This window comes from Rothia sp. (in: high G+C Gram-positive bacteria), from assembly GCF_015265375.1.
Classification (GTDB): Bacteria; Actinomycetota; Actinomycetes; order Actinomycetales; family Micrococcaceae; genus Rothia.
In genome coordinates, this window is the sequence record NZ_JABZXW010000003.1 from 49,781 (window position 1) to 71,363 (window position 21,583).

The 21,583-nt window shown below is 60.3% G+C and carries 17 protein-coding genes and 1 tRNA gene; all 18 read right to left on the minus strand.

Annotated features, from left to right (window positions below):
- Window positions 1–168 precede the first annotated feature (168 nt).
- The 18 genes from HXO69_RS01140 to HXO69_RS01225 all read right to left on the minus strand — a co-directional run bounded on the left by HXO69_RS01140 (window position 169) and on the right by HXO69_RS01225 (window position 21,282).
- Window positions 169–1,806: an L-lactate permease gene (locus tag HXO69_RS01140; RefSeq protein WP_296544802.1), complete on the minus strand. Its 1,638-nt coding sequence runs from the start codon at window positions 1,804–1,806 to the stop codon at window positions 169–171.
- Window positions 1,807–2,386: 580 nt separating this feature from the next.
- Window positions 2,387–2,460: transfer RNA gene (locus HXO69_RS01145), tRNA-Pro, on the minus strand.
- Window positions 2,461–2,699: 239 nt separating this feature from the next.
- A complete protein-coding gene (gene der, locus HXO69_RS01150; RefSeq protein WP_070634467.1) occupies window positions 2,700–4,280 on the minus strand; it encodes a ribosome biogenesis GTPase Der in 1,581 nt (526 codons plus the stop codon).
- 112 nt (window positions 4,281–4,392) lie between these two features.
- A complete protein-coding gene (cmk, locus tag HXO69_RS01155; RefSeq protein WP_296544804.1) occupies window positions 4,393–5,085 on the minus strand; it encodes a (d)CMP kinase in 693 nt (230 codons plus the stop codon).
- Window positions 5,086–5,139: 54 nt separating this feature from the next.
- The gene (locus HXO69_RS01160) at window positions 5,140–6,309 is read right to left on the minus strand and encodes a prephenate dehydrogenase (protein ID WP_296544805.1); all 1,170 of its coding nucleotides are present in this window, start codon (window positions 6,307–6,309) and stop codon (window positions 5,140–5,142) included.
- Between the two features lie 18 nt (window positions 6,310–6,327).
- Entirely contained in the window at window positions 6,328–7,467 is a 1,140-nt protein-coding gene (locus tag HXO69_RS01165) for a pseudouridine synthase (RefSeq protein WP_296544808.1), read from the minus strand.
- 87 nt (window positions 7,468–7,554) lie between these two features.
- Window positions 7,555–8,553, minus strand: a complete 999-nt coding sequence (gene scpB / locus HXO69_RS01170) for an SMC-Scp complex subunit ScpB (RefSeq protein ID WP_296544810.1) — start codon at window positions 8,551–8,553, stop codon at window positions 7,555–7,557.
- Window positions 8,546–9,544, minus strand: coding sequence for a ScpA family protein (locus tag HXO69_RS01175; protein WP_296544812.1), 999 nt, complete (start codon window positions 9,542–9,544; stop codon window positions 8,546–8,548). The genes scpB and HXO69_RS01175 overlap by 8 nt, the downstream gene beginning before the upstream one ends.
- A gap of 191 nt (window positions 9,545–9,735) precedes the next feature.
- Window positions 9,736–10,596, minus strand: a complete 861-nt coding sequence (locus HXO69_RS01180; protein WP_005506637.1) for a ParA family protein — start codon at window positions 10,594–10,596, stop codon at window positions 9,736–9,738.
- A gap of 94 nt (window positions 10,597–10,690) precedes the next feature.
- The gene (locus tag HXO69_RS01185; protein ID WP_296544813.1) at window positions 10,691–12,010 is read right to left on the minus strand and encodes a site-specific tyrosine recombinase XerD; all 1,320 of its coding nucleotides are present in this window, start codon (window positions 12,008–12,010) and stop codon (window positions 10,691–10,693) included.
- A 92-nt stretch (window positions 12,011–12,102) separates the two neighbouring features.
- Complete coding sequence (locus HXO69_RS01190) at window positions 12,103–12,777, minus strand: NUDIX hydrolase (protein ID WP_296544815.1); 675 nt, start codon at window positions 12,775–12,777, stop codon at window positions 12,103–12,105.
- Between the two features lie 145 nt (window positions 12,778–12,922).
- The gene (locus tag HXO69_RS01195) at window positions 12,923–14,617 is read right to left on the minus strand and encodes a CTP synthase (RefSeq protein ID WP_296544816.1); all 1,695 of its coding nucleotides are present in this window, start codon (window positions 14,615–14,617) and stop codon (window positions 12,923–12,925) included.
- 340 nt (window positions 14,618–14,957) lie between these two features.
- Window positions 14,958–16,676, minus strand: coding sequence for a DNA repair protein RecN (recN, locus tag HXO69_RS01200; protein ID WP_296544817.1), 1,719 nt, complete (start codon window positions 16,674–16,676; stop codon window positions 14,958–14,960).
- A gap of 19 nt (window positions 16,677–16,695) precedes the next feature.
- The gene (locus tag HXO69_RS01205) at window positions 16,696–17,706 is read right to left on the minus strand and encodes an NAD kinase (protein WP_296544819.1); all 1,011 of its coding nucleotides are present in this window, start codon (window positions 17,704–17,706) and stop codon (window positions 16,696–16,698) included.
- Between the two features lie 242 nt (window positions 17,707–17,948).
- Window positions 17,949–18,677 (minus strand): TlyA family RNA methyltransferase, encoded by a 729-nt coding sequence (locus HXO69_RS01210; RefSeq protein WP_294644035.1) that lies wholly within the window; start codon window positions 18,675–18,677, stop codon window positions 17,949–17,951.
- A 94-nt stretch (window positions 18,678–18,771) separates the two neighbouring features.
- Entirely contained in the window at window positions 18,772–18,939 is a 168-nt protein-coding gene (locus HXO69_RS01215) for a hypothetical protein (RefSeq protein WP_049354919.1), read from the minus strand.
- Window positions 18,932–19,969 carry an HAD-IIA family hydrolase gene (locus HXO69_RS01220; protein WP_294644038.1) on the minus strand — a complete coding sequence of 346 codons (1,038 nt, stop codon included), beginning with the start codon at window positions 19,967–19,969 and terminating at the stop codon, window positions 18,932–18,934. The genes HXO69_RS01215 and HXO69_RS01220 overlap by 8 nt, the downstream gene beginning before the upstream one ends.
- Before the next feature lie 182 nt (window positions 19,970–20,151).
- Window positions 20,152–21,282, minus strand: coding sequence for a hypothetical protein (locus HXO69_RS01225; RefSeq protein ID WP_294644040.1), 1,131 nt, complete (start codon window positions 21,280–21,282; stop codon window positions 20,152–20,154).
- Between the last annotated feature and the right edge of the window lie 301 nt (window positions 21,283–21,583).

Genomic DNA, 21,583 nt, shown 5'->3' on the forward strand with positions numbered 1-21,583 from the left:
TTATGTGCATAATTGCGCTCCTTAGCCGCGAACCTCCTCCCCAGCGCACAAATACAGAAATGCGAAAGCCCCCTCCTACCGAAGTAGAAGGGGGCTTGATACAGACCGTGTCGCGGGTACCTCACCTTTCAGAGAAGGTAGGTTACACGCATCAGGTACTCACGCTATTTACAGGCCGACCAGGGACAGGACGTAAACCCAAACACAGGTGATAGCCAGCAGTGCTGCACTGTACTTGATCGCCATGGAGGTAATCTTGGATTCCTCGCCGGAGCTGTTCACTGCAGCAGCTGCAATTGCGATGGACTGCGGGGAAACAATCTTCGCCATCACACCACCGGCGGTGTTAGATGCAACCAGCAGGGTCTGGCTGACGCCAATCTGCTGTGCGGTGGTAGCCTGCAGGCCAGCGAAGAGGATGTTGTTGTTCACCACGGAGCCGGTCACGAACACGCCAATCCAACCGATGATCGGGGACAGCAGCGGGAAGATAGCACCCACAGCGGCAACAGCCAGTGCGATGGAGGTAATCATACCCGCGTAGTTCATGACGTTAGCAACGGACATGACCAGGCAGATCATGAGGATCGGGGTCTGCAGCTGCTTCCAGGTTGCACCGAGTTCCTCGATAGCCTCGCCCCAGCTGATGGAGGAGGTCAGGATGGTGATGATTGCAGCCACCAGAATTGCGGTACCGGAAGCACCAATGATGTTCCAGGTGTAGGTCACGTCAATTGCCTTGGGGGTTGCAACGATCGGTGCGGTCTGCTGGATGGTCTGGTGCAGCCACGGAACGGGGAAGGTGATGTTACTGAAGGCCAGCAGACCCCCCTTAGCAAAGAGCGGCTTCATCGCGGTGGACCAGAGCAGAATCACGACGGACAGGTAGACGAAGGGGCTCCATGCTTTGAGGATTTCACTACCGGTGTGCTTGACGCTCTGCTGAGCCTGAACTTCTTCCAGGGAGGGAGCGGTGGGCTCACGGAAGATGTGCTTGGGCTGCCACTTCTGCATAACCAGTGCCAGAGCGACCAGTGCCAGCAGCGGCGGGATGATGTCGACCAGCTCGGGGTTACCCAGGGCTGCGAGCAGAACGGACTGGCCGCCGGAGTAGATCAGGCCAACCATGAGAGCTACCAGACCGACCTCGCGGATACCGCGGATGCCATCCTGAATAGCAACAAGCAGTACGGGGATGAGAGCCGCCATGATCTGGATAACCAGGACCATTTCGATGGACAGTGCATGCAGGTCCACGCCGCCGCGGGTTGCCGCGGTGGTCACGGGGATGCCGATAGCGCCGTATGCACCGGAGCTCACGTTAGCAATCAGCGCGAACATTGCGGCCTTGAGCGGGTTGAAGCCCAGGGACACGAGCAACGCAGCACAGATAGCAATCGGGATACCGAAGCCTGCAGCGCCTTCAAGGAAGCCGCCGAAGCAGAATGCAATCAGCAGCATCTGGATGCGCTGGTCGGTAGAGATGGAGGAGATGGAGGAACGAACGATTTCGAAGCCGCCGGAACGCACGGAAATGCGGTAGAGCCACACTGCCATGAGAACGATCCAGCCGATGGGCCACATGCCCGAGAGGAAACCGTAGAGGATGGAGCCTGCACCTGCGGTGACGGGCATACCGAAGATAGCGCAACCGATGACGAGTGCGAGCGCCAGGGAGATGACGGCAGATTTAATACCGCTGAGCTTCAGGACGGTGAGGCCCAGAAGGAAGAAAATAATCGGGACTGCTGCCACGAGTGCGGAGAGTGCGCTCGAGTTCAGCGGGTCGTAGACTTGCTGCCACATAATGTACTGTGTTCCTTTCCGCGTCCATATAGAACGGGATCGAGTTGTGTCGTAAAGCCATCCCAATGGTGCGCGTGGCGGTGTGTGTGCCGTATGCATCAGGCGTGTTTTCCCGTTGCTTTGTGCGGTGGGGAGGCTACCCCACGGGGATATTTGCCTTTGCTTGGGTTCGTGTTGGTTTTACGACTATGAAATTTAGCGTGAATGAAGCCGTGTTCTAGTCACAAAAACCTAATTAATCCTTGATTTGTCAAGGAAAAATTAGTACCGAAGTTGAAGTTTCTGGTTCCTAAAACGCGGTTCCTTGATTACCAATGTACCACCCGTCACCCACAAAATCGGGCATATTCCAACATTTAGATTGAAGCTCATAATTGCACACTAACCTAAAGCCCACCCCGAATTGAGGGCTGGTCCAAGCCACTCCCCCGGTATCTCAAGGAAGAGAGTGCACTTCGGTACTTCCAATCGTGTTTTTGGCGCCGACTCCCGCATTTCCTCATCCAAGCAATCAAAACATAAACCCACTAAACGGCATACAAAAAAGCTCCGGAAGGAAAACCTTCCGGAGCTTTATCTGTCGGGTTGACAGGATTTGAACCTGCGACCCCTTGACCCCCAGTCAAGTGCGCTACCAAGCTGCGCCACAACCCGATTCGTTATTCACGATATTGTTTTCAAGGTTTCCCCTGAACACTCGAATAACTATACCGGGCTTTTAACCCCCGCGCAAGCCAGAATCCCTATTTTTAGAAAAAATCTTAAAAATCTTTTCCTCACGGATTTTTCGTGCAGATTTTCCGCACAGAATCCAGCGCGCGGGAGCCAAGCCTAGCACAAGCCTAGCAAGGGAGCCAGCCCAGCAACACGGCATCAGGCAGACACCCCCGCTACTAGCGGCGGCCGCCCTTACCCTTCTTAGCCTTCGCGCTCTGACGCTCACCCAGGGAGCGGCGCTCACGCACACGCATCGAAATCTCAATCGGAGTACCCGTGAAATCAAAAGTCTCACGCAGACGACGCATAATGAAGCGACGGTAACCCGGGTCCAAGAAACCGGTAGTAAACAGCACGAACTTCGGCGGACGCGAAGACACCTGAGTACCAAAGAGAATACGCGGCTGCTTACCACCACGCAGCGGGTGCGGATGCGCAGCAACAATCTCGCCCAGGAACGCGTTCAGGCGACCGGTCGGAATACGCGAATCCCACGACTCCAGCGAGTGCTCCAGCGCCGGCACCAGCTTGTCCTTGTGCCAGCCGGTCTTCGCCGAAATGTTCACGCGAGGAGCCCACTGCACGTGCGCCAGGTCGCGCTCAATCTCGCGCTCAAGCATGTCGCGGCGATCCTCATCGAGGGTATCCCACTTATTGAATGCCAGAACCATCGCACGACCCGAATCAATCACGGTCTGCACAATACGCACATCCTGCTCAGAAATCGGCTCAGAAACATCCAGCAGCACCACGGCAACCTCAGAACGCTCCAGAGCAGTCTGAGTACGCAGCGAAGAGTAGAACTCCGCGCCCTTAGCCATGTGCTGGCGACGGCGAATACCCGCGGTATCCACAAAACGCCAGGGGTAGCCGCCCAGCTCAATAATCTCGTCAATCGGGTCACGAGTCGTACCAGCCAGGTCATTCACCACGGCACGCTCAGAACCAGCCAGCTTATTCAGCAGCGACGACTTACCCACGTTCGGGCGACCCACCAGAGCCACACGACGCGGGCCGCCCAGCGCCTCCGGCTGAGCGAACTGCGAGTGCTCCGGCATGACCTCAAGGATTTCGTCCAGAGCATCCGCCAGGCCACGACCGTGCAGACCCGACACCGGGAACGGCTGACCCATACCCAGCGACCAGAGGTTATAAATCTCCGGCTCCAGGTGAGCGTCGTCAATCTTGTTAGCAATCAGAATGATCGGCTTCTTCACGCGGCGCAGCATACGCACAATCTGCTCGTCCGAAGCGGTCACACCCACACGGGCATCCACCACCAGGACCACAACATCGGCCTGCTCCACGGCAATCTCAGCCTGCTCAGCAACCTGAGCATCAATACCGCGAGCGTCAGACTCCCAACCACCGGTATCAACCAGGGTGAAGCTCTTACCCAGCCACTCAGCCTTATAGGACACGCGGTCACGAGTCACACCCGGCTTATCCTCAACCACCGCTTCACGGCGGCCCAGAATACGGTTAATGATGGTCGACTTACCCACGTTCGGGCGGCCAACAATCGCCACTACCGGATCAGCGAGCTGCTCTTCCTCTTCCTCAATGTCGAAACCCCAGGCACCCAGCAGGGCGCGGTCCTCTTCATCCAGGTCGTAGTCCTCAAGACCCTCAAGCAGAGCCTGAGCACGCTGGTCAGCGGTCTCATCATCAATCTCAGCGAGGCGCTCGGTAACGTCGTCCTCGCCACCGCCCAGGTACTTATCTTCGTAATCGTCGCGGATAGCGTCCTCAGCCATGCGCATTCCTTTCTCTACCCGCCCCCGCGCCCAACCCATTGGTCAGCACGCGAGCACGGCTCAACGTCTTATCGGGAGCGGATGCACCACTCCCCCAGCGTTTCGGCGGGGCCTAGCCCGCGCGCTTCGCCTTCAACTGGTCATTCACAGCGTTAATCACTGCAGAGACCGTCGCATTAAAATCAAGATCCGAGCTGTCCACCAGGGTCACGCCCTCGGCAGCTTCCATAAAGTTATTGACCTTCGAATCCTTCGCATCACGCTCAGCGATCTGCTTGCTCAAATCACCCGAAGCACCCGACTTCTCAGAGTTCTCCAGGCCACGGCGCGCCATGCGCACCTCTTCAGAAGCAGTCAGCAGGATGCGCGCATCAGCATCGGGAGCGACCACGGTGGTAATGTCGCGGCCCTCAGCGACCATGCCGTTAATAGCGTGGTTAATCATCCACCGCTGCAGGCCAATCAGGTGCTCACGAACCGCCGGAACCGAAGCCACAGCAGACACAGCCGAAGAAATGCGCTCGCTACGAATCTCCTCACGGATATCGGTTGCGCCCATCAGAATCTCTTCTTCCTTAATGTTCGTACCGAACACCAGGGGCATCTCCTCGACAGCCTTCGCGATCGCTTCAGCGTCGTTCAGGTCAATGCCAAGTTCCAGCACACGGTAGGTTGCGGCACGGTACATTGCACCGGTGTCCAGGTACGCCAGACCAAAGTGGCGTGCAACTTCCTTAGACACAGACGACTTACCGGAACCGGAGGGACCGTCAATAGCAATCGTCAGTTTAGGGTTCTCGTGCATCAGCACTCCTTAAAATTCGTCTCAAACTTTATGCCGGAAAATACAGCTTTAACTCTACTTCACAACACGCCAACCGCGAGCCGACAAATCGCGGACCAGCGCCTCATGAATAGACGGATTGACCGAGATTTCAGCCATACCCACCGGGGCGCCCGTCGAGTGCTCCAGACGCAAATCCTCAAGGTTCGCGCCCAGCTCACCAATTTCGGCAAGCAAACGAGCCAGCGTGCCGGGGGTATCGTCCACCAGCACCGTCATCTTCGCGAACGCGGCGGGCGCCGTACCGTGCTTACCCGGAATACGGCTCACACCCGCGTTACCTTCGCTCATCAGCTGCGCCAAATCCAGGCGAGCGCCGGATGCCGTCGGGTTCTCCAGCGTCGCGATGAGGCGGTTCAGGTCATCACGCACCCCGTAGAGGGTCTTCACAATCGGGTCAGCGTTCGCCGCAAAAATCTGTACCCACAGCGTCGGGTCCGAAGCCGCAATACGCACCGTATCGCGCAGGCCCTGACCCGCCAGGGACAGCGCGTACAGCGGAGTGTCCTGCAGACGCGAAGCCAACAGCGAGCTCATCGCCTGCGGCACATGCGAAATCAGAGCAACCGTCTGATCATGCTCCTCAACGCTCAGAGACGTCACAATCGCACCCAGCTCAACCGCCACAGAACGCACCAGACGCACGCACTCCGGGCGAACCGAATCGTGCTCGCAGATAATCCACGGACGTGCCTGGAACAGCTCACCGCGAGCCGCTACCGGACCCGACTTCTCACGCCCAGCCATCGGATGCGACCCCACGTAACGGGACGCATCCGCACCCGAGGCAAGCACATCAGCCAGCGGCTGCACCTTCACCGAGGCAACATCCGTCACCACGGCGCCGGGGTAGCCCGCCTCCGGTCGAGGCGCATAGGTGTTCAACGCGCGAGCGCACACGGCACCGGCACTATCCGGAGGCGCAGCCACCACCACCAGCTGCGGGGCGAGGGCGGCGCGTTCCTCCTCCGACAGGGTGGAGAAGCTTGTACCGGCACCGATATCCTGCGCCACAGCCTCGGCGGTGGGTGAAATATCTTGGACGTACACGTCCTCGCATCCTGCCGCACGCAACCCCAAACCGATGGAGGCACCCAGCAGACCCGAGCCGATAATGAGTACCGGCCCGGTCAGCGTTGAGTCCATGGGCAGCTCAGATGCGGAAAGCTCAGCGGGCGAGTTCATGACAACTCCTTAGCGTTATTACATGTCCACCGAAGCGAGCAGGTGACCGATCTCGACCTTGGAGAGGTTACGGACGGTGCCCTGCTTCTGCGAACCAATACGGATCGGGCCCATCTCGACGCGGACCAGGCGCTCAACCGGGTAGCCGACAGCGTCGAAGAGTCGGCGCACGATGCGGTTCTTACCGGAGTGGATGGTCACCTCAACGAGCACGTGGCCGGGGGTGGAGTCCACCAGCTTGAACTCGTCCACGCGGGTCACGCCGTCTTCCAGGCGGATGCCCTTCTTCATGGCTGCGCCGACGCCGGGCTCCATGGGGCCGGGAACCTGCACCAGGTAGGTCTTGGGCACCTCGTAGGAGGGGTGGGTGAGGCGGTTCGCCAGTTCACCGTCGTTGGTCAGCAGCAGCAGACCCTCGGTTTCGACGTCCAGGCGGCCCACGTGGAACACGCGCTCGCTCATGGAGGAACGCAGGAAGTCGGAGATGCAGGGGCGGCCTTCGGGGTCTTCCATGGTGGAGACCACGCCGGCGGGCTTGTTGAATGCCATGTAGACGAGCTTGTCGTTGGTCTGAACGGTCATGCCGTCGACCTGCACGGTCACCTTGGAGGGGTCAACGCGCACGCCCAGCTCAGTCACGACTTCACCGTTGACGGTGACGCGGCCTTCGGTAATCATTTCTTCGCAGACGCGGCGGGACGCCACACCGGCCTGAGCCAGCAGCTTCTGCAGGCGCACGCCGTCGTGGTCGTAGAACTCGTAGTGGTCTACCGGGGCGTTGCGGGGGCGGCGGGGACGGTGCGGGCCCGCGTAGTTGCTGACGCGGTACTCGCCGCGCTCGTTTGCGAAGGCTTCGCCGGAGCGGTAGGGACGGCCCGGTGCGCGGCGTTCGCGCTTGGGCAGTTCGGTACCGCGGCCGCGACCTGCACGACCTGCGCCGAACTTCTTCTCGCCGAACTTCTTGTCACCGAAGCCCTTAGCGCCGCCCTTACCTGCGCCGCTCTTCGGTGCGCCGGGGCGACCGCCGCGTGCGGATGCGCCCTTAGCGCCGGGCTTACCGCCCTGACCGGGACGACCGGCGCCGGGACGGCCACCGCGAGAGTTCTGGGGGCGACCGGATGCAGAGCGGCCGCCGCGGGAGGAGTTTCCATATGCCATGGTGTTCTTCTCTTTTCTGTCGTATAGTGCGAACGTTTCGGGCATTTCCCGAACGTTCCTTCGTCTTATTGGTTCGTTGTCGTTGTCTTAGTCGTTGCCCTCGGCAAGCACTGCGGCTTCCGTGTCATCGGGCAGGAAAGGCGCGAGCGCCGGTAGCTCCTCCAGGGAGTTCAACCCTAGCTTCACCAGCAGCAGCTCCGTGGTTTCGTAGAGGGTCGCGCCGCTTCCGGCTTCTCGACCCGCCTCACGAATCAGCTGCCGTTGTAGCAGCTGGCGGATTGCCGCGTCCGCGTTCACTCCTCGAATGGAGGCTACCCTCGCCCTGGTCACCGGTTGCTGGTATGCAATCACGGCGAGCGTCTCGTAGGCGGGCTTGCTGAGGGTTGCGCTCTTGGAGCGGGTCACGAAGCGTGCCACCCAGGGGGCGAAGTCGTCGCGGGCGTAGAGCTTCCAGCCTCCGGCAATGTTCCGCAGCTGGAATCCGCGCGGTTCGGGTGCCACCCGGTTTTCATCTTCTCCGTAGCCGCTTTCTTCGCCGTTGTACTCGCGGTACAGCCGGTCGAGTGCGTGCTCGACGGCTCGTTCGCTGACGATGAGCGCGGCGGAGAGTTCTTTGACGCTCACGGGTGCTTCCGCGACGGCTAGGATTGCTTCGATGGCGCTTTTGACGCCGCCGGGGATTGCCTCAACCTTGGAAAACTCGGCTTCGGCATCGACCGCCACGCTGGGTGCGGTGGAGGGGCCGCCCGCCGGAATCTTCGCGGGCTTCTTCTCTGCGCGGGGCGCAGGTTCCTGCGGTTTTAGCAGTTCCTCGGAGTTGTCGGAGCTGCCGGAACTGTCGAAGTCCTCTGCCGTTTCAGCAGCTTCAACGTCTTCAGTTTCTTCGGCAGCCTCAGTGTCCAGAGGCACTGCGGCTACCTCGTGCTCAGCCGGTTCAGATTCCGCAACAGTAGGTTCTACATCCTCTGCTACCGGCACAGAATTAGCCGAGTCATCATCCGCGTTCGGATCCCAGTAGCCCAGATTCACGATGGCAAGGTCGTCAGCGGTAAATTCACGGTCAAAGCGTGAACCCTGATTACTCATGCTCCTCCTTTACCGGTTCCTCGTTCACGTCGGGTGATTCGGATGATTCAGGTGATTCAGACGCTTCACCGATTTCGTGCGCGTCCTGAGTGTCTGTTTCTTCGCGAATCACGAACTGTGCAGCGCTCGCGCTCGCACGGACCCGAATGGCTCCGAGCGGTGCGTCCTGTTCTACGTGCAGGGCGCCTTCTTTATAGAGCTCGAGCAGCGCCAGAAAACGAACCACCGCGATTTCTAGTTCGCCGGATCCTTGAACCAGTTCGGCGAAGCTCAGTTCCCGCGCCGCGGTATCGAGCAGGCTGTGCAGAATGTAGTGTTCTTCAGCCGCGATGGTGGTGAGCGGAACGTGCAGGTGCTCGTTGAGTTCTTCAACGATTTCTTCGGGTTCCGGTTCGGGCTCTTTGGGGGTTCGGCTCAGCGCTGCTGCGGCGATGCGGGCGAACTCTTCGGCGCCTCCGGTAAAGACCAGTTCGGGTAGCGCCTGGGCGAATCGTTCTTCGAGGGCTACCGCACGGGGAAAACGTTGCGCTTCTTGCGCCCAGCGTTCAGCAAAAATATCGGCGACTTCGCGGTAGGCGCGGTATTGCAGCAGACGGGCAAAGAGCAGGTCGCGCGCCTCCAGCAGTGCAACATCCTCTTCGAGGGGTTCACGATGCTGCGGGAGCAGGCGTGCGGTTTTGAGTTCCAGCAGGGTTGCGGCGGTGACGAGGAATTCGCTGGCTTCGTCGAGCGCACGTTCGGTGCCCTCAGCGTAGAGGGCGTGCAGATAGGCGAGGAACTCGTCGGTAACCTCTGCGAGCGCCACCTCGGTGATGTCGAGTTTGCGGCGCGAAATCAGGGTCAGTAGAAGATCAAAAGGACCCTCAAAATTACTGAGGGTGAGGGTGAAACCGCGTTCCAGGTTCTGCAGGCCGCGGCCCTCAGTCCGGGCGTTTGCGGCGGTGTCTGCGTTCGGTGTCGGTACCCTCACGGCAGCGACGTTCGTGGTCATAAACGACCTATTCTCCTTAGGTTTATTCTCCCCGGCTTCGTTGGTGCCGTCTCAGATGCGGCTTCTACTTTGCCTATTTTTCGCGGCAAGCAGTACACGGGGTCTTTAGAATCCACACAATTATACGCCCTCTGCCGGTGTGACTCAAGGGTGAGAGTCACCTCAGCAGAGGGCGTATAGGTGTGGGGGCTTTAGCGTGCGCCGCCCTTGTAGATCAGTTCGCGTGCCACCTGGCGGTATGCTTCCGCGCCGGGGTGGCTGGAGGCGTAGCTGAGAATCGGCTCAGCAGACACCGATGCGTCCGGGAACTTCACGGTGCGCTTGATGACGGTGTCGAAGACCTTGTCGCCGAATGCGTCCACGATGCGTGCCAGAACTTCCTTGGAGTGGATGGTTCGCGCATCGAACATGGTGGCAAGCACGCCGGAGATTTCGAGGTCGGGGTTCAGGCGATCCTGAACCTTCTCGATGGAGTCGACCAGCAGTGCGACGGCGCGCAGTGCGAAGAACTCACAAATCAGCGGAATGATGACGCCTTCGGAGGCGGTCAGCGCGTTGACGGTCAGCAGGCCCAGGGAGGGCTGGCAGTCGATGAGGATGACGTCGTATTCGTCGCGGACCTTGCGCAGTGCCGAGGCGAGAACCTGCTCGCGAGCCACTTCGTTGACCAGCTGAACTTCAGCTGCGGAGAGGTCAATGTTGGCGGGCAGCAGGTCGATGTTCTCCACGCCGGTGGGCAGGATGACGTCCTTGATGTCGACCTTGCGGTCCATCATGACGTTGTAGACGGTCAGGTCCAGTTCATGCGGGTTCGCACCGAAACCGGCGGAGAGAGCACCCTGCGGGTCGAAGTCGACCAGCAGCACCTTACGGCCGCATTCTGCCAGCGCCGCGCCCAGGTTAATGGTGGAGGTGGTCTTACCCACGCCGCCCTTCTGATTCACCATAGAGATAATGCGGGCGGGACCGTGGCTGCTCAGCGGAGCCGGGTCGGGGTATACGCGCAGGGGTCGACCGGTGGGGCCGAGTTCTTGAGCCTGAGCTTCAGTCAATGGTTCACCTTCATCAATGAATTCGAAGTTTTAAAGTTTAAGCGTTGTCTATAAGGTTACCTCAAGAGCGGCTGTTCCGCGGATTGACGGGGTTTTATCCCCGTTCGTGAGCACGCGGATGCGCCATGCGGTACACCTCCATGAGCCCCTCGGGCGTGACCTTGGTGTACACCTGAGTGGTGGCGATGGAGGCGTGTCCGAGCAGTTCTTGCACCACGCGAATATCGGCACCGCCCTGCAGCAGGTGCGTTGCGAAGCTATGGCGCATGGAGTGCGGCGAGAAGTCAGAGCTGAGCCCGGCGGCTTCGGCGGCTTCTTTGAGGATGAGCCAGGCGCCTTGGCGTCCGAGTCTGCTGCCTCGTCCGTTGACGAAGAGCGCGGCGGTGCCTTTACCGTGCGCTACGAGGGAGGGGCGGGCACGCACCAGGTAGTCTTGGATTGCTTTTTGGGCGTAGCTTCCGATGGGTACGAGCCGTTCTTTGTTTCCCTTACCGAAGAGTCGAACGTAGCCGGGCAAAGTAATCTGGTTGCCGTCTTCATCGGTGAGGGTTCCTTCGAAGTGCACGTCGTCAATATCGGCGTTGAGCATTTCGCTCACGCGCGCGCCGGTGGCGTAGAGGAATTCGAGGATGGCTCGATTGCGTAGCCCGGTGGCGGTTTCGCGGTCGGGTACGGCGAGTAGCCGCTGGATGTCTTCTACGCTGACTGCTTTGGGTAGGCGTTTAACGTTCTTTGGCGGGGTGACCGGTGCCGCCGGGTCGGTGGGCACGATGAGCGCGGAGACCCAGAAGGCGTGTGCTCCGCGGACTGCCGCCATGGTGCGGGCGATGGAGTTCGGGCCCAGCGGCAGGGGCAGGTTCGGTGCCCCTTCAGCGGTTGGCGTTTCTTTTTCTGGTGCCCCAGCTTTCTCCGGCTGCCCGGCATGACCTTTTCCAGCGCGCCCGTTTCCAGTCCCTCGCCCCGATTCGGAGGCGATCATCAGTGCCAGCGATTCTGCGGCTTCTTCCTGCGCTTCCTGAGATTCCTTCGCGTTCTGGTTGTTCTTCTCCCCCGCGTCGAATCCGGCAAGGGGCACGGTGGGGGCGGCGAGTTCCCGCATGAAGGAACGCACCTGCGCGGTGGTGATGCGTTCGGGGTCGATGACGCCGAGGGTCGCCATGTAGGTGCTGTATCGTCGCAAATCGCGCGCGTAGGAGGCAATGGTGTGTTCGCTGCTTCCTCGTTCCACGCGCAGGTGGATGAGGTACTGGTCAACGGCTTTCTGGAGCGGGGTCTGTGCCTCCTGGTGGGAAGCACCCAGGCTAGAAGAATCCAGAGCAGAAGAACCCAGCACGGAGGAACCGGCAGAAGAGGTTACGCCGAGCAGACCCGCGCCGCGGGGCGCCTTGCTCACCGTGCTTTTAGCCTGCTTCACGCTATCTCCTCTGTCGGTTCTGTTGATGTTTGGGCCTCTTGATATTTGGGCTTGCCGTAGGCGAGGCTACTCCCCCGCCCCCCTGTTCCGTTCTAGTGGTTGCGGAAGTTCTCCGGCTTTTCGCGGCGCTGTCCCATGTAGGGGTGGAACTCCCAGCCGCCCTCGGCGGGGCGCAGGTCTTCAAAGTTGTTTTGCGCCGCCGCGTAGGTGGCGAGTACCGCCTGGATAGCGAGCGCATTATGAACCTTTCCGCCCAGCACCAGCTGTACTGCCTCGGCGAGGGACACCCAGCGGTAGGTCATTTCTGCTTCTTCGTCGGTGCGTTCGCTACGTTCTTCGGCGGGCAGTTCCGAGAGATTACGTGCCAGGTAGACGCGGCCTGCTTCGCTGGTTGCGCCGGGGCTGCTGAAGTAGTCGGTCAGTGCGTTCCAGGTGTCTGCCTGCAGGTCTGCTTCTTCGGCGAGTTCGCGCTGCGCGGCGACCAGGGGGTCTTCACCGTCGATGTCGAGCAGTCCTGCGGGTACTTCCCAGAGGTTCATACGCACCGGGTGGCGGTACTGGTTGAGCATCAGCAATTCGTTGTTGTCGTTGAGGACCGCCACGGCGACGGCGCCGGGCATTTCCACGACGTCGCGGGTCAGCACGGTGTTTTCGTTGAGTTCGTACTCTTCAACGGTCGTTTCAATCACGTAGCCGCTGTATTTCACGGTGCGGGTGCGGATAGTGCGTTCGGAGGGTGCATCAATAATCTGCTGGTTGTTGCTCATTCTTTCATTGTAGGCGGCTTCTTAGCCCCGCTACGTTTGGCGCGTCAGGTACGGGCACGGAATAAGGCATGTTCAGGTTTAAACGAAAGCATCCCGCCCTCCCCTGCGCGGGGTGAGCGGGATGCTGAACGTTTGTGCCTAGATGTTAGGCGCCGCGGCGCTCCAGAGCAGCCTTAATCAGGCCGGAGAAGAGCGGGTGCGGGCGGGTCGGACGCGAGCGGTACTCGGGGTGTGCCTGAGTTGCCACGTAGTAGGGGTGTGCCTCTGCGGGCAGTTCCACGTACTCGACCAGCGAGGAGTCCGGGGAGGTACCGGAGATACGCAGGCCTGCTTCTTCAAGCTGCTCGCGGTACTCGTTGTTCACCTCGTAGCGGTGGCGGTGACGCTCTGCAACCTCGGTTGCGCCGTATGCCTTAGCAACCTGAGAGCCGGGAACAAGGTTTGCCTTGTACAGGCCCAGGCGCATGGTGCCGCCCAGGTCGCCTGCACCTTCGACGAACTGCTTTTGCTCTTCGATGGTTGCGATGACCGGTACGGAGGTTTCCGGATCGAACTCGGTGGAGGATGCTTCGGTCAGACCCAGTACGTTGCGTGCGTACTCGATGACCATGGACTGCAGGCCGAGGCAGATGCCCAGGGTCGGGAGCTTGTGCTCGCGTGCGTACTTGAGGGCGCCAATCTTGCCGTCCAGGCCGCGGATGCCGAAGCCGCCGGGCACGAGAATTGCGTCCATGTTGCGCAGCTGGTGGTCTGCATCTTCGTCGGTTGCGCACAGGTCGGCTGCAACCCACTTGATGTTGACCTTCACGTTGTTTGCGAAGCCGCCGGCGCGCAGTGCCTCGGAGACGGACAGGTATGCGTCGGGCAGGTCGATGTACTTACCGACCAGGCCAACGTTGACCTCTGCTGCGGGGCGGTGCACTGCGTCGAGCAGGCGGTCCCACTGGGTGAAGTCCGGTGCGGGAGCTTCAATGCCGAAGTAGTCGAGGATGTAGTCGTCGAGCTTCTGGCTGTGCAGGGTCTTGGGGATGTCGTAGATGCTGGGTGCGTCGGCGCAGGAGATGACTGCGTCGCTGTCCACGTCGCATGCGTTACCGATCTTGGAGCGGTGCGATACGGGGACCTCACGCTCACAGCGCAGGATCAGACCGTCAGGCTGGATGCCCAGGCCGCGCAGCGCTGCGACGGAGTGCTGGGTCGGCTTGGTCTTGAGCTCGCCGGAGGGGCCGATGAAGGGCACCAGGGAGACGTGCAGGAAGAAGACGTTCTTGCGGCCAACATCGCGGCGTACCTGGCGTGCTGCTTCCATGAAGGGCAGGGACTCGATATCGCCGACGGTACCACCGATTTCGGTGATGATGATGTCGGGTGCGTTGTCAATTTCCGCTGCGTGACGCATGCGGGCCTTGATTTCGTCAGTAATGTGAGGGATGACCTGGACGGTGTCGCCGAGGTATTCGCCACGGCGTTCCTTTGCGATAACGGAGGAGTAGACCTGGCCGGTGGTCACGTTAGCGGACTGGTCGAGGTTCTCGTCCAGGAAGCGCTCGTAGTGTCCGATGTCGAGGTCGGTTTCAGCACCGTCGTCGGTGACAAAGACTTCACCGTGCTGGAAGGGGTTCATCGTACCGGGGTCGACGTTCAGGTAGGGGTCGAACTTCTGCATGGTCACAGAGAGGCCACGTGCGCGAAGAAGCTGACCGAGGGAAGAGGCCGACAGGCCCTTACCGAGAGAAGATGCAACGCCGCCGGTCACGAAAATCTGGCGGGTTACCTTGTCGTTAGAGGACGCGTTCAGAGCGTTATTTTTTTCATTCACCACGGAATTTAAGCCTACCATTTTCTTGTCTGCTATCCAAGCAGAGGGTTATGCCGCGAGAGGATTCTCTCAGGCGGCTCTCCCTCCCCTATTTATCCTTATCACCACTGTAAACGGAGCTGGGGCTTTAATATTCCCGCCGCGCCGTGTAGAAGCATGTGTAGGAGCATTCACAGAGTATCTCACATCCTCTGCGCTCCATGCGTCGCTATCGGTCACCGGCGCGGGCTGTACTGGCAACTTTCTGAGGCACGCTCGCACACTTCAGCCCCTTTGATGGTCTTTGGTGCGAAAGATGCCACCTTTCGGCGCTTTTGCCAGCACTTTCCTCATACTTTTCTCCGCCGGCTTGCCGTCAGTTTCAGCGCCCCTGCGGCACTTCTCGACCGGCTGCCAGTAGCTCTCGGGCATGCTCTCGCGCCGATTCTGATTGATCGTGCCCGGAGAGCATTCGCGCCAGTTCCACCACGCGTTCCTCTTCGGAAAGTACCTTGACCTTTGAGAGGGACGCGTCATCGTTTTTCAGCACGAGGATGTGCTGGTCCGCGAAGGCTGCAACCTGCGGCAGGTGGGTAACCACCAGCACCTGCACGTGTCGGGCGAGCATGGCGAGGCGGCGACCGATTTCGATAGCTGCCTTACCGCCCACGCCGGAGTCCACCTCATCGAAGATGAAGGTGGATACGGGGTCCACTTCGGCAAGCACTACTTCCAGGGCGAGCATCACGCGGGAGAGCTCACCGCCGGAGGCGCCCTTACCGAGCGGGCGCGGCACGGCAGTTCGGTGCGGTGCCAGCATGAAGGTCACGGTGTCTCGACCGTGTACCGAGAACTTTTCTGCTTCGGCAACTTCCACAACCAGGGAGGCGTTCGGCATGGCAAGAGCGGTGAGCTCTTCGCTGACGGCATCCGCCAGTTTCTGCGCGGCGGCACGGCGCAGGGCGGTCAGCTCTTCTGCCTGGGCGCCAAGCACCTTGCGTAGCTGCACCAGCTCAGTTTCCAGGGTTTCCTGTCGCTGCGGGTCGTCCACCAGAGTCTCGAGGCGTGCACGGGATTCTTCCGCCCACTCGAGGACCTCGGCAATATCGGCACCGTACTTGCGGGTAAGGGTTGCCAGTTGTGCACGGCGAGTCTGCACCTGCGCCAGACGCTCGGGGCCTTCAACATCCAGGGAAGCCATGTAGGAGGACAGGTCCGAGGAGATGTCGGTGGTCAGAATGAGCAGCTCGTTGACGCGCGCGGCGAGGGAGGCTAGCTCCTCGTCTGCGTCTGCCTGCGCCTGGAGCGCGGAGCGGCTTGCATCGAGCAGGCTCATGACGCTCTGCTCATCGCCGGTGGAGTATTCGCTACCGCTCAGTGCTGCGGAGGCGGTTGCCGAGGCGATGCGTAGCGCCTCCACATTCATGAGCTTCACCATTTCGGCTTTGAGCTCTTCTTCTTCCCCCGCCTGCGGGTTGACGGCGCCAATTTCTTCAAGGGCACCCTGCAGGGTCTGTGCTTCGAGGGCGCGTGCTCGGGAATTTTCGCGTACTTCCTTCAGCTCCGCGGCGGCGGCACGGTATCGTTCGTAGTTTTCGCGGTACTTCTCAAGCAGGTTGGCGAGCTCTTCACCAGCGTACAGGTCGAGGGACTGGCGTTGCTCCGCCGCAGATTTGAGGCGCAACTGATCGGACTGGCCGTGGACGGCCACGAGAGTCTGACCAATCTGGGCCAGGGTTCCGATGGGCGCGGAGCAACCGCCGACGTGGGCGCGGGAACGTCCCGAAGCGTTAACAGTGCGCGCCAGAAGCAGCTCGGAGGTCTGTTCGTCGATGTCTTCGGCGGTGCCGCCAGCTTCTTCGGCAAGCTCAAGAGCGCGGTGCCCGTGGGGCAGGCGAATGACGGCTTCGGCGAGGGCGCTCTTGGCGCCGTTGCGCACGCTGGATGCGTCGGACCGGGCGCCCAGAAGCATGCCGAGGGCGGTGACGACCATGGTTTTACCTGCGCCGGTCTCACCGGTCAGCACGGAGAATCCGGGTTCGAGGGGGAGCCTCGCATCGGTGATGATGCCGAGGTCTCGAATATGGATTTCCTCAATCACGAACGTTCATTCCTTTTCTTTAGTGCTTCTCGGTATCCTGCGGGCCTCGCCAGCCACGAATCGGAAGCTCAAACTTGCGCACCAGTCGCTCCGAGAAAGGAGCCGGGTGAATACGGGCGAGCAGCACCGACTTTTCGGAGCGTCGCACCTCAATACGGGAGCCGGGGTCTAGTTCCACGGTTCGGCGGCCGTCGCACCAGAGCACACCGGAGGCACCGTTTCCAGGCATCATTTCTACCGCCAGGGTGGAGGTCGGTGCTGCTACCAGCGGGCGCGCGAAGAGCGCGTGAGCAGAGAGCGGAACCATGAGAATCGCTTCAACTTCGGGCCAGACGACCGGGCCGCCACCGGAGAACGCGTAGGCGGTCGAACCGGTGGGGGTTCCCATGACCACGCCGTCGCAGCCGAAGCTGCTGAGCGGGCGGCAGTCCACCTCAATAATGACTTCAATCATTTTTTCGCGGTTGCCCTTTTCGACGCTAGCTTCGTTCAGCGCCCAGTCGCTGTGCACGCGCTTGCCGTCGTTCCAGACTTCCACGTCGATTGCCATGCGTTCTTCAACGGTGTATTCGTTGTTGACGATGCAGCGAACGGTTTCGGTCAGGTCGCTCTCTTCGGATTCGGCGAGGAAGCCGACGTGCCCCAGGTTCACACCGATGAGCGGGACGCTGGTTCGACGCACCATTTCGGCGGCGCGAAGAATTGAACCGTCACCACCGAGCACCACGCCGAGCTCAATATCGATAAGCGCCACGGATTCGTGGACGACCTGCACGGGGACGGGCTCGTCCCAGTTTTCGCTCAGGGTTTCCAGGTCGGAGCGAGTCATGACGGGTGCGAGTCCCGCTTCATAGAGCTGGGTGCACGCCTGTCGGGCGGCATCTCGTGCTTCTTTGCGCCCCACGTGGGCGAAGACGAGAATCTTACGGTGACGTTGTTCCACCGAGTCTTCGGAATCATGGCGCGCGCTGATTGTGGGCAACTGCGAGAGGTCAAAATCTCGCGTTACACGACTTTCCTGTTTTGCCATAACGACTCTCTCCCATCGGGTGTTGAGATGGTGTATCTACACCTATCATACCGAATATGTTCTCGAAGATTTTCTAAATAGCTATATTTTTAGAAAATTATTTCGAATAGCGTACAGCTGGAGTATCCCTAAAATACCTGCGAATAGCGCGGTAGCCTGAGAAAGCCCCGCCCTCAACGCGTCCTGCGTTACCGAGCGGTTTTTCTCAGACTGCCTTAGCACTATTATTTTTGGCACTATATTTATTTTCGGCACCAGAGGAAGTACTCTACGTTGCCGTCCTGTCCGGGGAGCGGGCTGGGTTCCATACCCATCACGCGCAATCCGTGGCTCGCCGCAGATGCCTGAACTTTTTCCACTGCTTCACGGCGGGCGGATTCTTCGTGCACCACTCCCCCGCGTCCGATGCGGTGCTTGCCGACCTCGAACTGCGGTTTGACCATGAGCACCAGGTCGCCGCCGGTTTCGGTGGCGTTCGCTAGCGCCTCCATAACCAGGGTCAGTGAGATGAACGAGAGGTCAGAAACCGTCAGTTCGACCTGCCCGCCAATGTCTTCTGGCTTCATGTAGCGAACGTTGAGCCCTTCGTACACGCCGACTCGCGGTTCTTCGCGTAGCGTGTCCACGAGCTGCCCGTGTCCTACGTCAACGGCGGCTACGTGGGCGGCTCCTCGACGAAGCAGCACGTCGGTAAAGCCTCCGGTGGATGCTCCCGCGTCCAGGCAACGTTTGCCTTCTACCTCGATTTCGGGGAACGCGTCGAGGGCACCGGCGAGCTTGTGCCCTGCGCGGCTGACGTATTCGGTCAGCTCGCTCTGGCGCACGTAGAGGGTGTCCTCCGGGCCCACGAGCATGGACGCTTTGCGCGCAACCTTGCCGTTGACTTGCACGTCTCCTGCCGCGATAAGTTTTGCGGCGAGGGTTCGGGAGCTCACGAATCCGGCTTCGACCAGGTATTTATCGAGGCGCACGGTGTCCTTGTCTTCTTTCTGTCGTCTGGTGACGGGGTTGTCTAGTGCCGGTGAACCCTCAGACGATAACGTTCTGAGGGTTCACCGCCGCGAACTAGGAGAGGTTTTCGAGGTCCTTCTCCAGTTGCTCACTCATCGTTTCGAGGCGCTTGACGCGCTCTACGGGGTCCATGGCGAGGGTCGCCGCGAGTTGGCTCTCGAATTCTGCATCAAGCTCAGCGGTTTCCTCTGCCGTGCTATTAGTCTCCGGTTCTTTAGGCACCGGGGATCCCCTGGATGTTGGGGCATGCGCCCTGTTCGGGGTTTGCCGCCCACCATGCTGCGCAGGCTACGCGCCATGCTTCGGCTTCGCTCTCGCTACCCGCGAATGCTTCGGTATCTGCAATCTCGGGGCCGGTCAGGCTCAGGTTTTCACCGCGGACTCGTGCCTGCCAGGTGGGGCCGGTTGCGGTGACTTCGTAGCCTTCGTAGAGCACCTCAATTTCGGGGTAGGGCGCGAAGAAGTCCTCGAGGGTGCGCAGAACATAGGTCGGACGCTGGTTCGGCACGGCCTCGATGACATCCTGGTAGGTCTGTACGCCGGTGAGGACGAGGGCGCCGTCCATCTTTGCGTTGTTGGCGCCGAGAATGTCGGTGTCCAGGCGGTCGCCCACAATGACGGGGCGGCTGGAGTTCACTGCCTGCGCTGCGGTGTGGAAGATGGGCGCTTCGGGCTTGCCCGCGACAAGCGGGGTACGACGGGAGGCGGTTGCCACTGCCGCAACGAGGGTTCCGTTACCGGGCGCCTGGCCGCGTTCCTTGGGGATGGTCTGGTCGGTGTTGGTCGCGATCCACAATACATCGGGGTTTGCGAGGGTGTAGGCGGCTTCCGCGAGGTCTTCCCAGCCGATCTTGGGGTCGAAGCCCTGGATGACGGCTACGGGGCCTTCTTCTTCCTTGCGGACGGTTTCGAGGCCTACCGCACGAACGCAGTCGGCAAGTGCTTCGGTGCCGGTGATGAGTACCTTGGAGCCTGCGGGTACGTGCTGTGCGAGCAGCGCGGCGCCTGCCTGTGCGGAGCTAACGACTCGTTCTGCTCGGGTATGCACACCCAGTTCACGCAGGTGTTCTGCTACGGATTCTACGGAGCGGGATGCGTTGTTGGTGACGAAGATGACCGGTACGTTGAGTTCTTCTTCGGCGCGGTTGAGGGCTTCGGGTGCACCTTCAATGGCGAAGGGGCCCGCGTAGACTACGCCGTCCAGGTCGGAGAGGAGGGCATCGTAGCGGGATAGGAGTGCATTCGTGGTCATAGAGTGTTCCTCTCGGGGTCTCTGGCGGTTGTCGCTATTAATCGTACCTGTTAGACACTCACCCGTAGGTGCCTTCTGGAGATTATGTGCAAAACCGCTGGACGCCTCCCCCGTTCAGGGGTGCGTCCAGCGGTTGCTGACACTGAGGTCAAGTATTCAGAATCCTTAGATTCTCTGCCGTCTTATTCTGCGGAGGTTTCTTCTGCTTCTTCAGCCTCGGACTCAGCGACTTCGGTCTTCTCGCCCTCAGCTGCCTCTTCCTGTGCTTCAGATGCTTCCTCGTTAGCGGAAGTCTCAGCAGTCTCTTCTGCCTTTTCGTCTGCGGGCTCAGCGATTTCTACGGACTTCTCTTCCTTTTCGAAGAGGCCTGCTTCGCCGAACATATCGAAGATTTCGGGTTCTGCGAAGTTGCCCTGGCCCAGTGCTGCTTCCGCCATGAAGGCGAGGCGCGCCCAGCGTTCTGCTTCCTGGTTACGGCCTGCGTTAGCCAGCGCGTCGGAGTATGCGCTGAACAGGCGGGGGCTGTACTCGAAGGCACGCTTGGGGTTCAGCTGAGGAATCTGCAGCGCTACAACAGCTTCAGACTTCTTGCCCTGATCGCTGAGGATACCGGATTCAACGATGGCAAGCTCTACGCGTACGTTGGCGGGCAGCTCTTCCTTCTTGAATTCAGCAATCATTTCCTGTGCCTTGGGCAGGCGGCCGAGCGCACGTTCGCAGTCCACCAGCAGTGCCAGGTGGTCTACGGAGCCGCTGATACGGCGGTGGGTGCGCAGTTCGCGCAGCGCCAGTTCAAAGTCTTCTGCCACGTATGCGGCTACGCCGACTGCTTCGCGTACTGCGGCAATACGGCCTGCACTTCGGGATGCAGCAACCGCGTGTTCCAGCGCGAACTCGGGGTCGATGTCGAGGTAGCGACCGGCCATGGCGAGGTGCTTTGCAACGGTTTCAGCGTTGCGGGGCTCCAGGGCACGCAGCTGACGGAAGGTTGCACCGTCCAGCTCGCGACCGGTGATGTCGTCGTCAATTTCCGGTGCCTTGGGCTTTGCAGGGCGGTAGCCTGCGCGGCCACCAATGCTGCGTACTTCTTCGCGGGGTGCTTCTGCCTCGGGGCCGTTGGAGCGAGGTGCCTTGGATCGGGAGTCGGAGCGACGACCGTCGAACTTCTTGCCTCCGCGGTCGTTACGCTTGAAACCGCCCTTGCCGCCAAAGTTCTTGCCGCCCTTCTTGGAGCGGAAGTCCTTTCCTCCGCTGTTCTTGCGGTGCTGGCGGGGGCCGGAGCCGTTAGACTCGTGACGGGGGGTCTCAGACATGAATCTCCTTGGGAGGTATCCGCCAGTGTGGGCGGGTAGGGTATGCAGTCGATTCGGGCGAACCGCTGCCTGAGGCATCAACTCTATGAGGGGTGCTTAGATACACCCGCTAATGCCTAAACATAAGCCATACCATTTTAGTATAGAGAACACCTTCCGTGCACCCGTACTGATGGGATGTTAAAGACAAATGGGGAGGTCTAACGACCTCCCCAAACAAAAATAGCCCCGGCGAAGCCGGGGCTATTGAATAAAAAACCCGCGGTGACCTACTCTCCCACACCCACAAAAGTGCAGTACC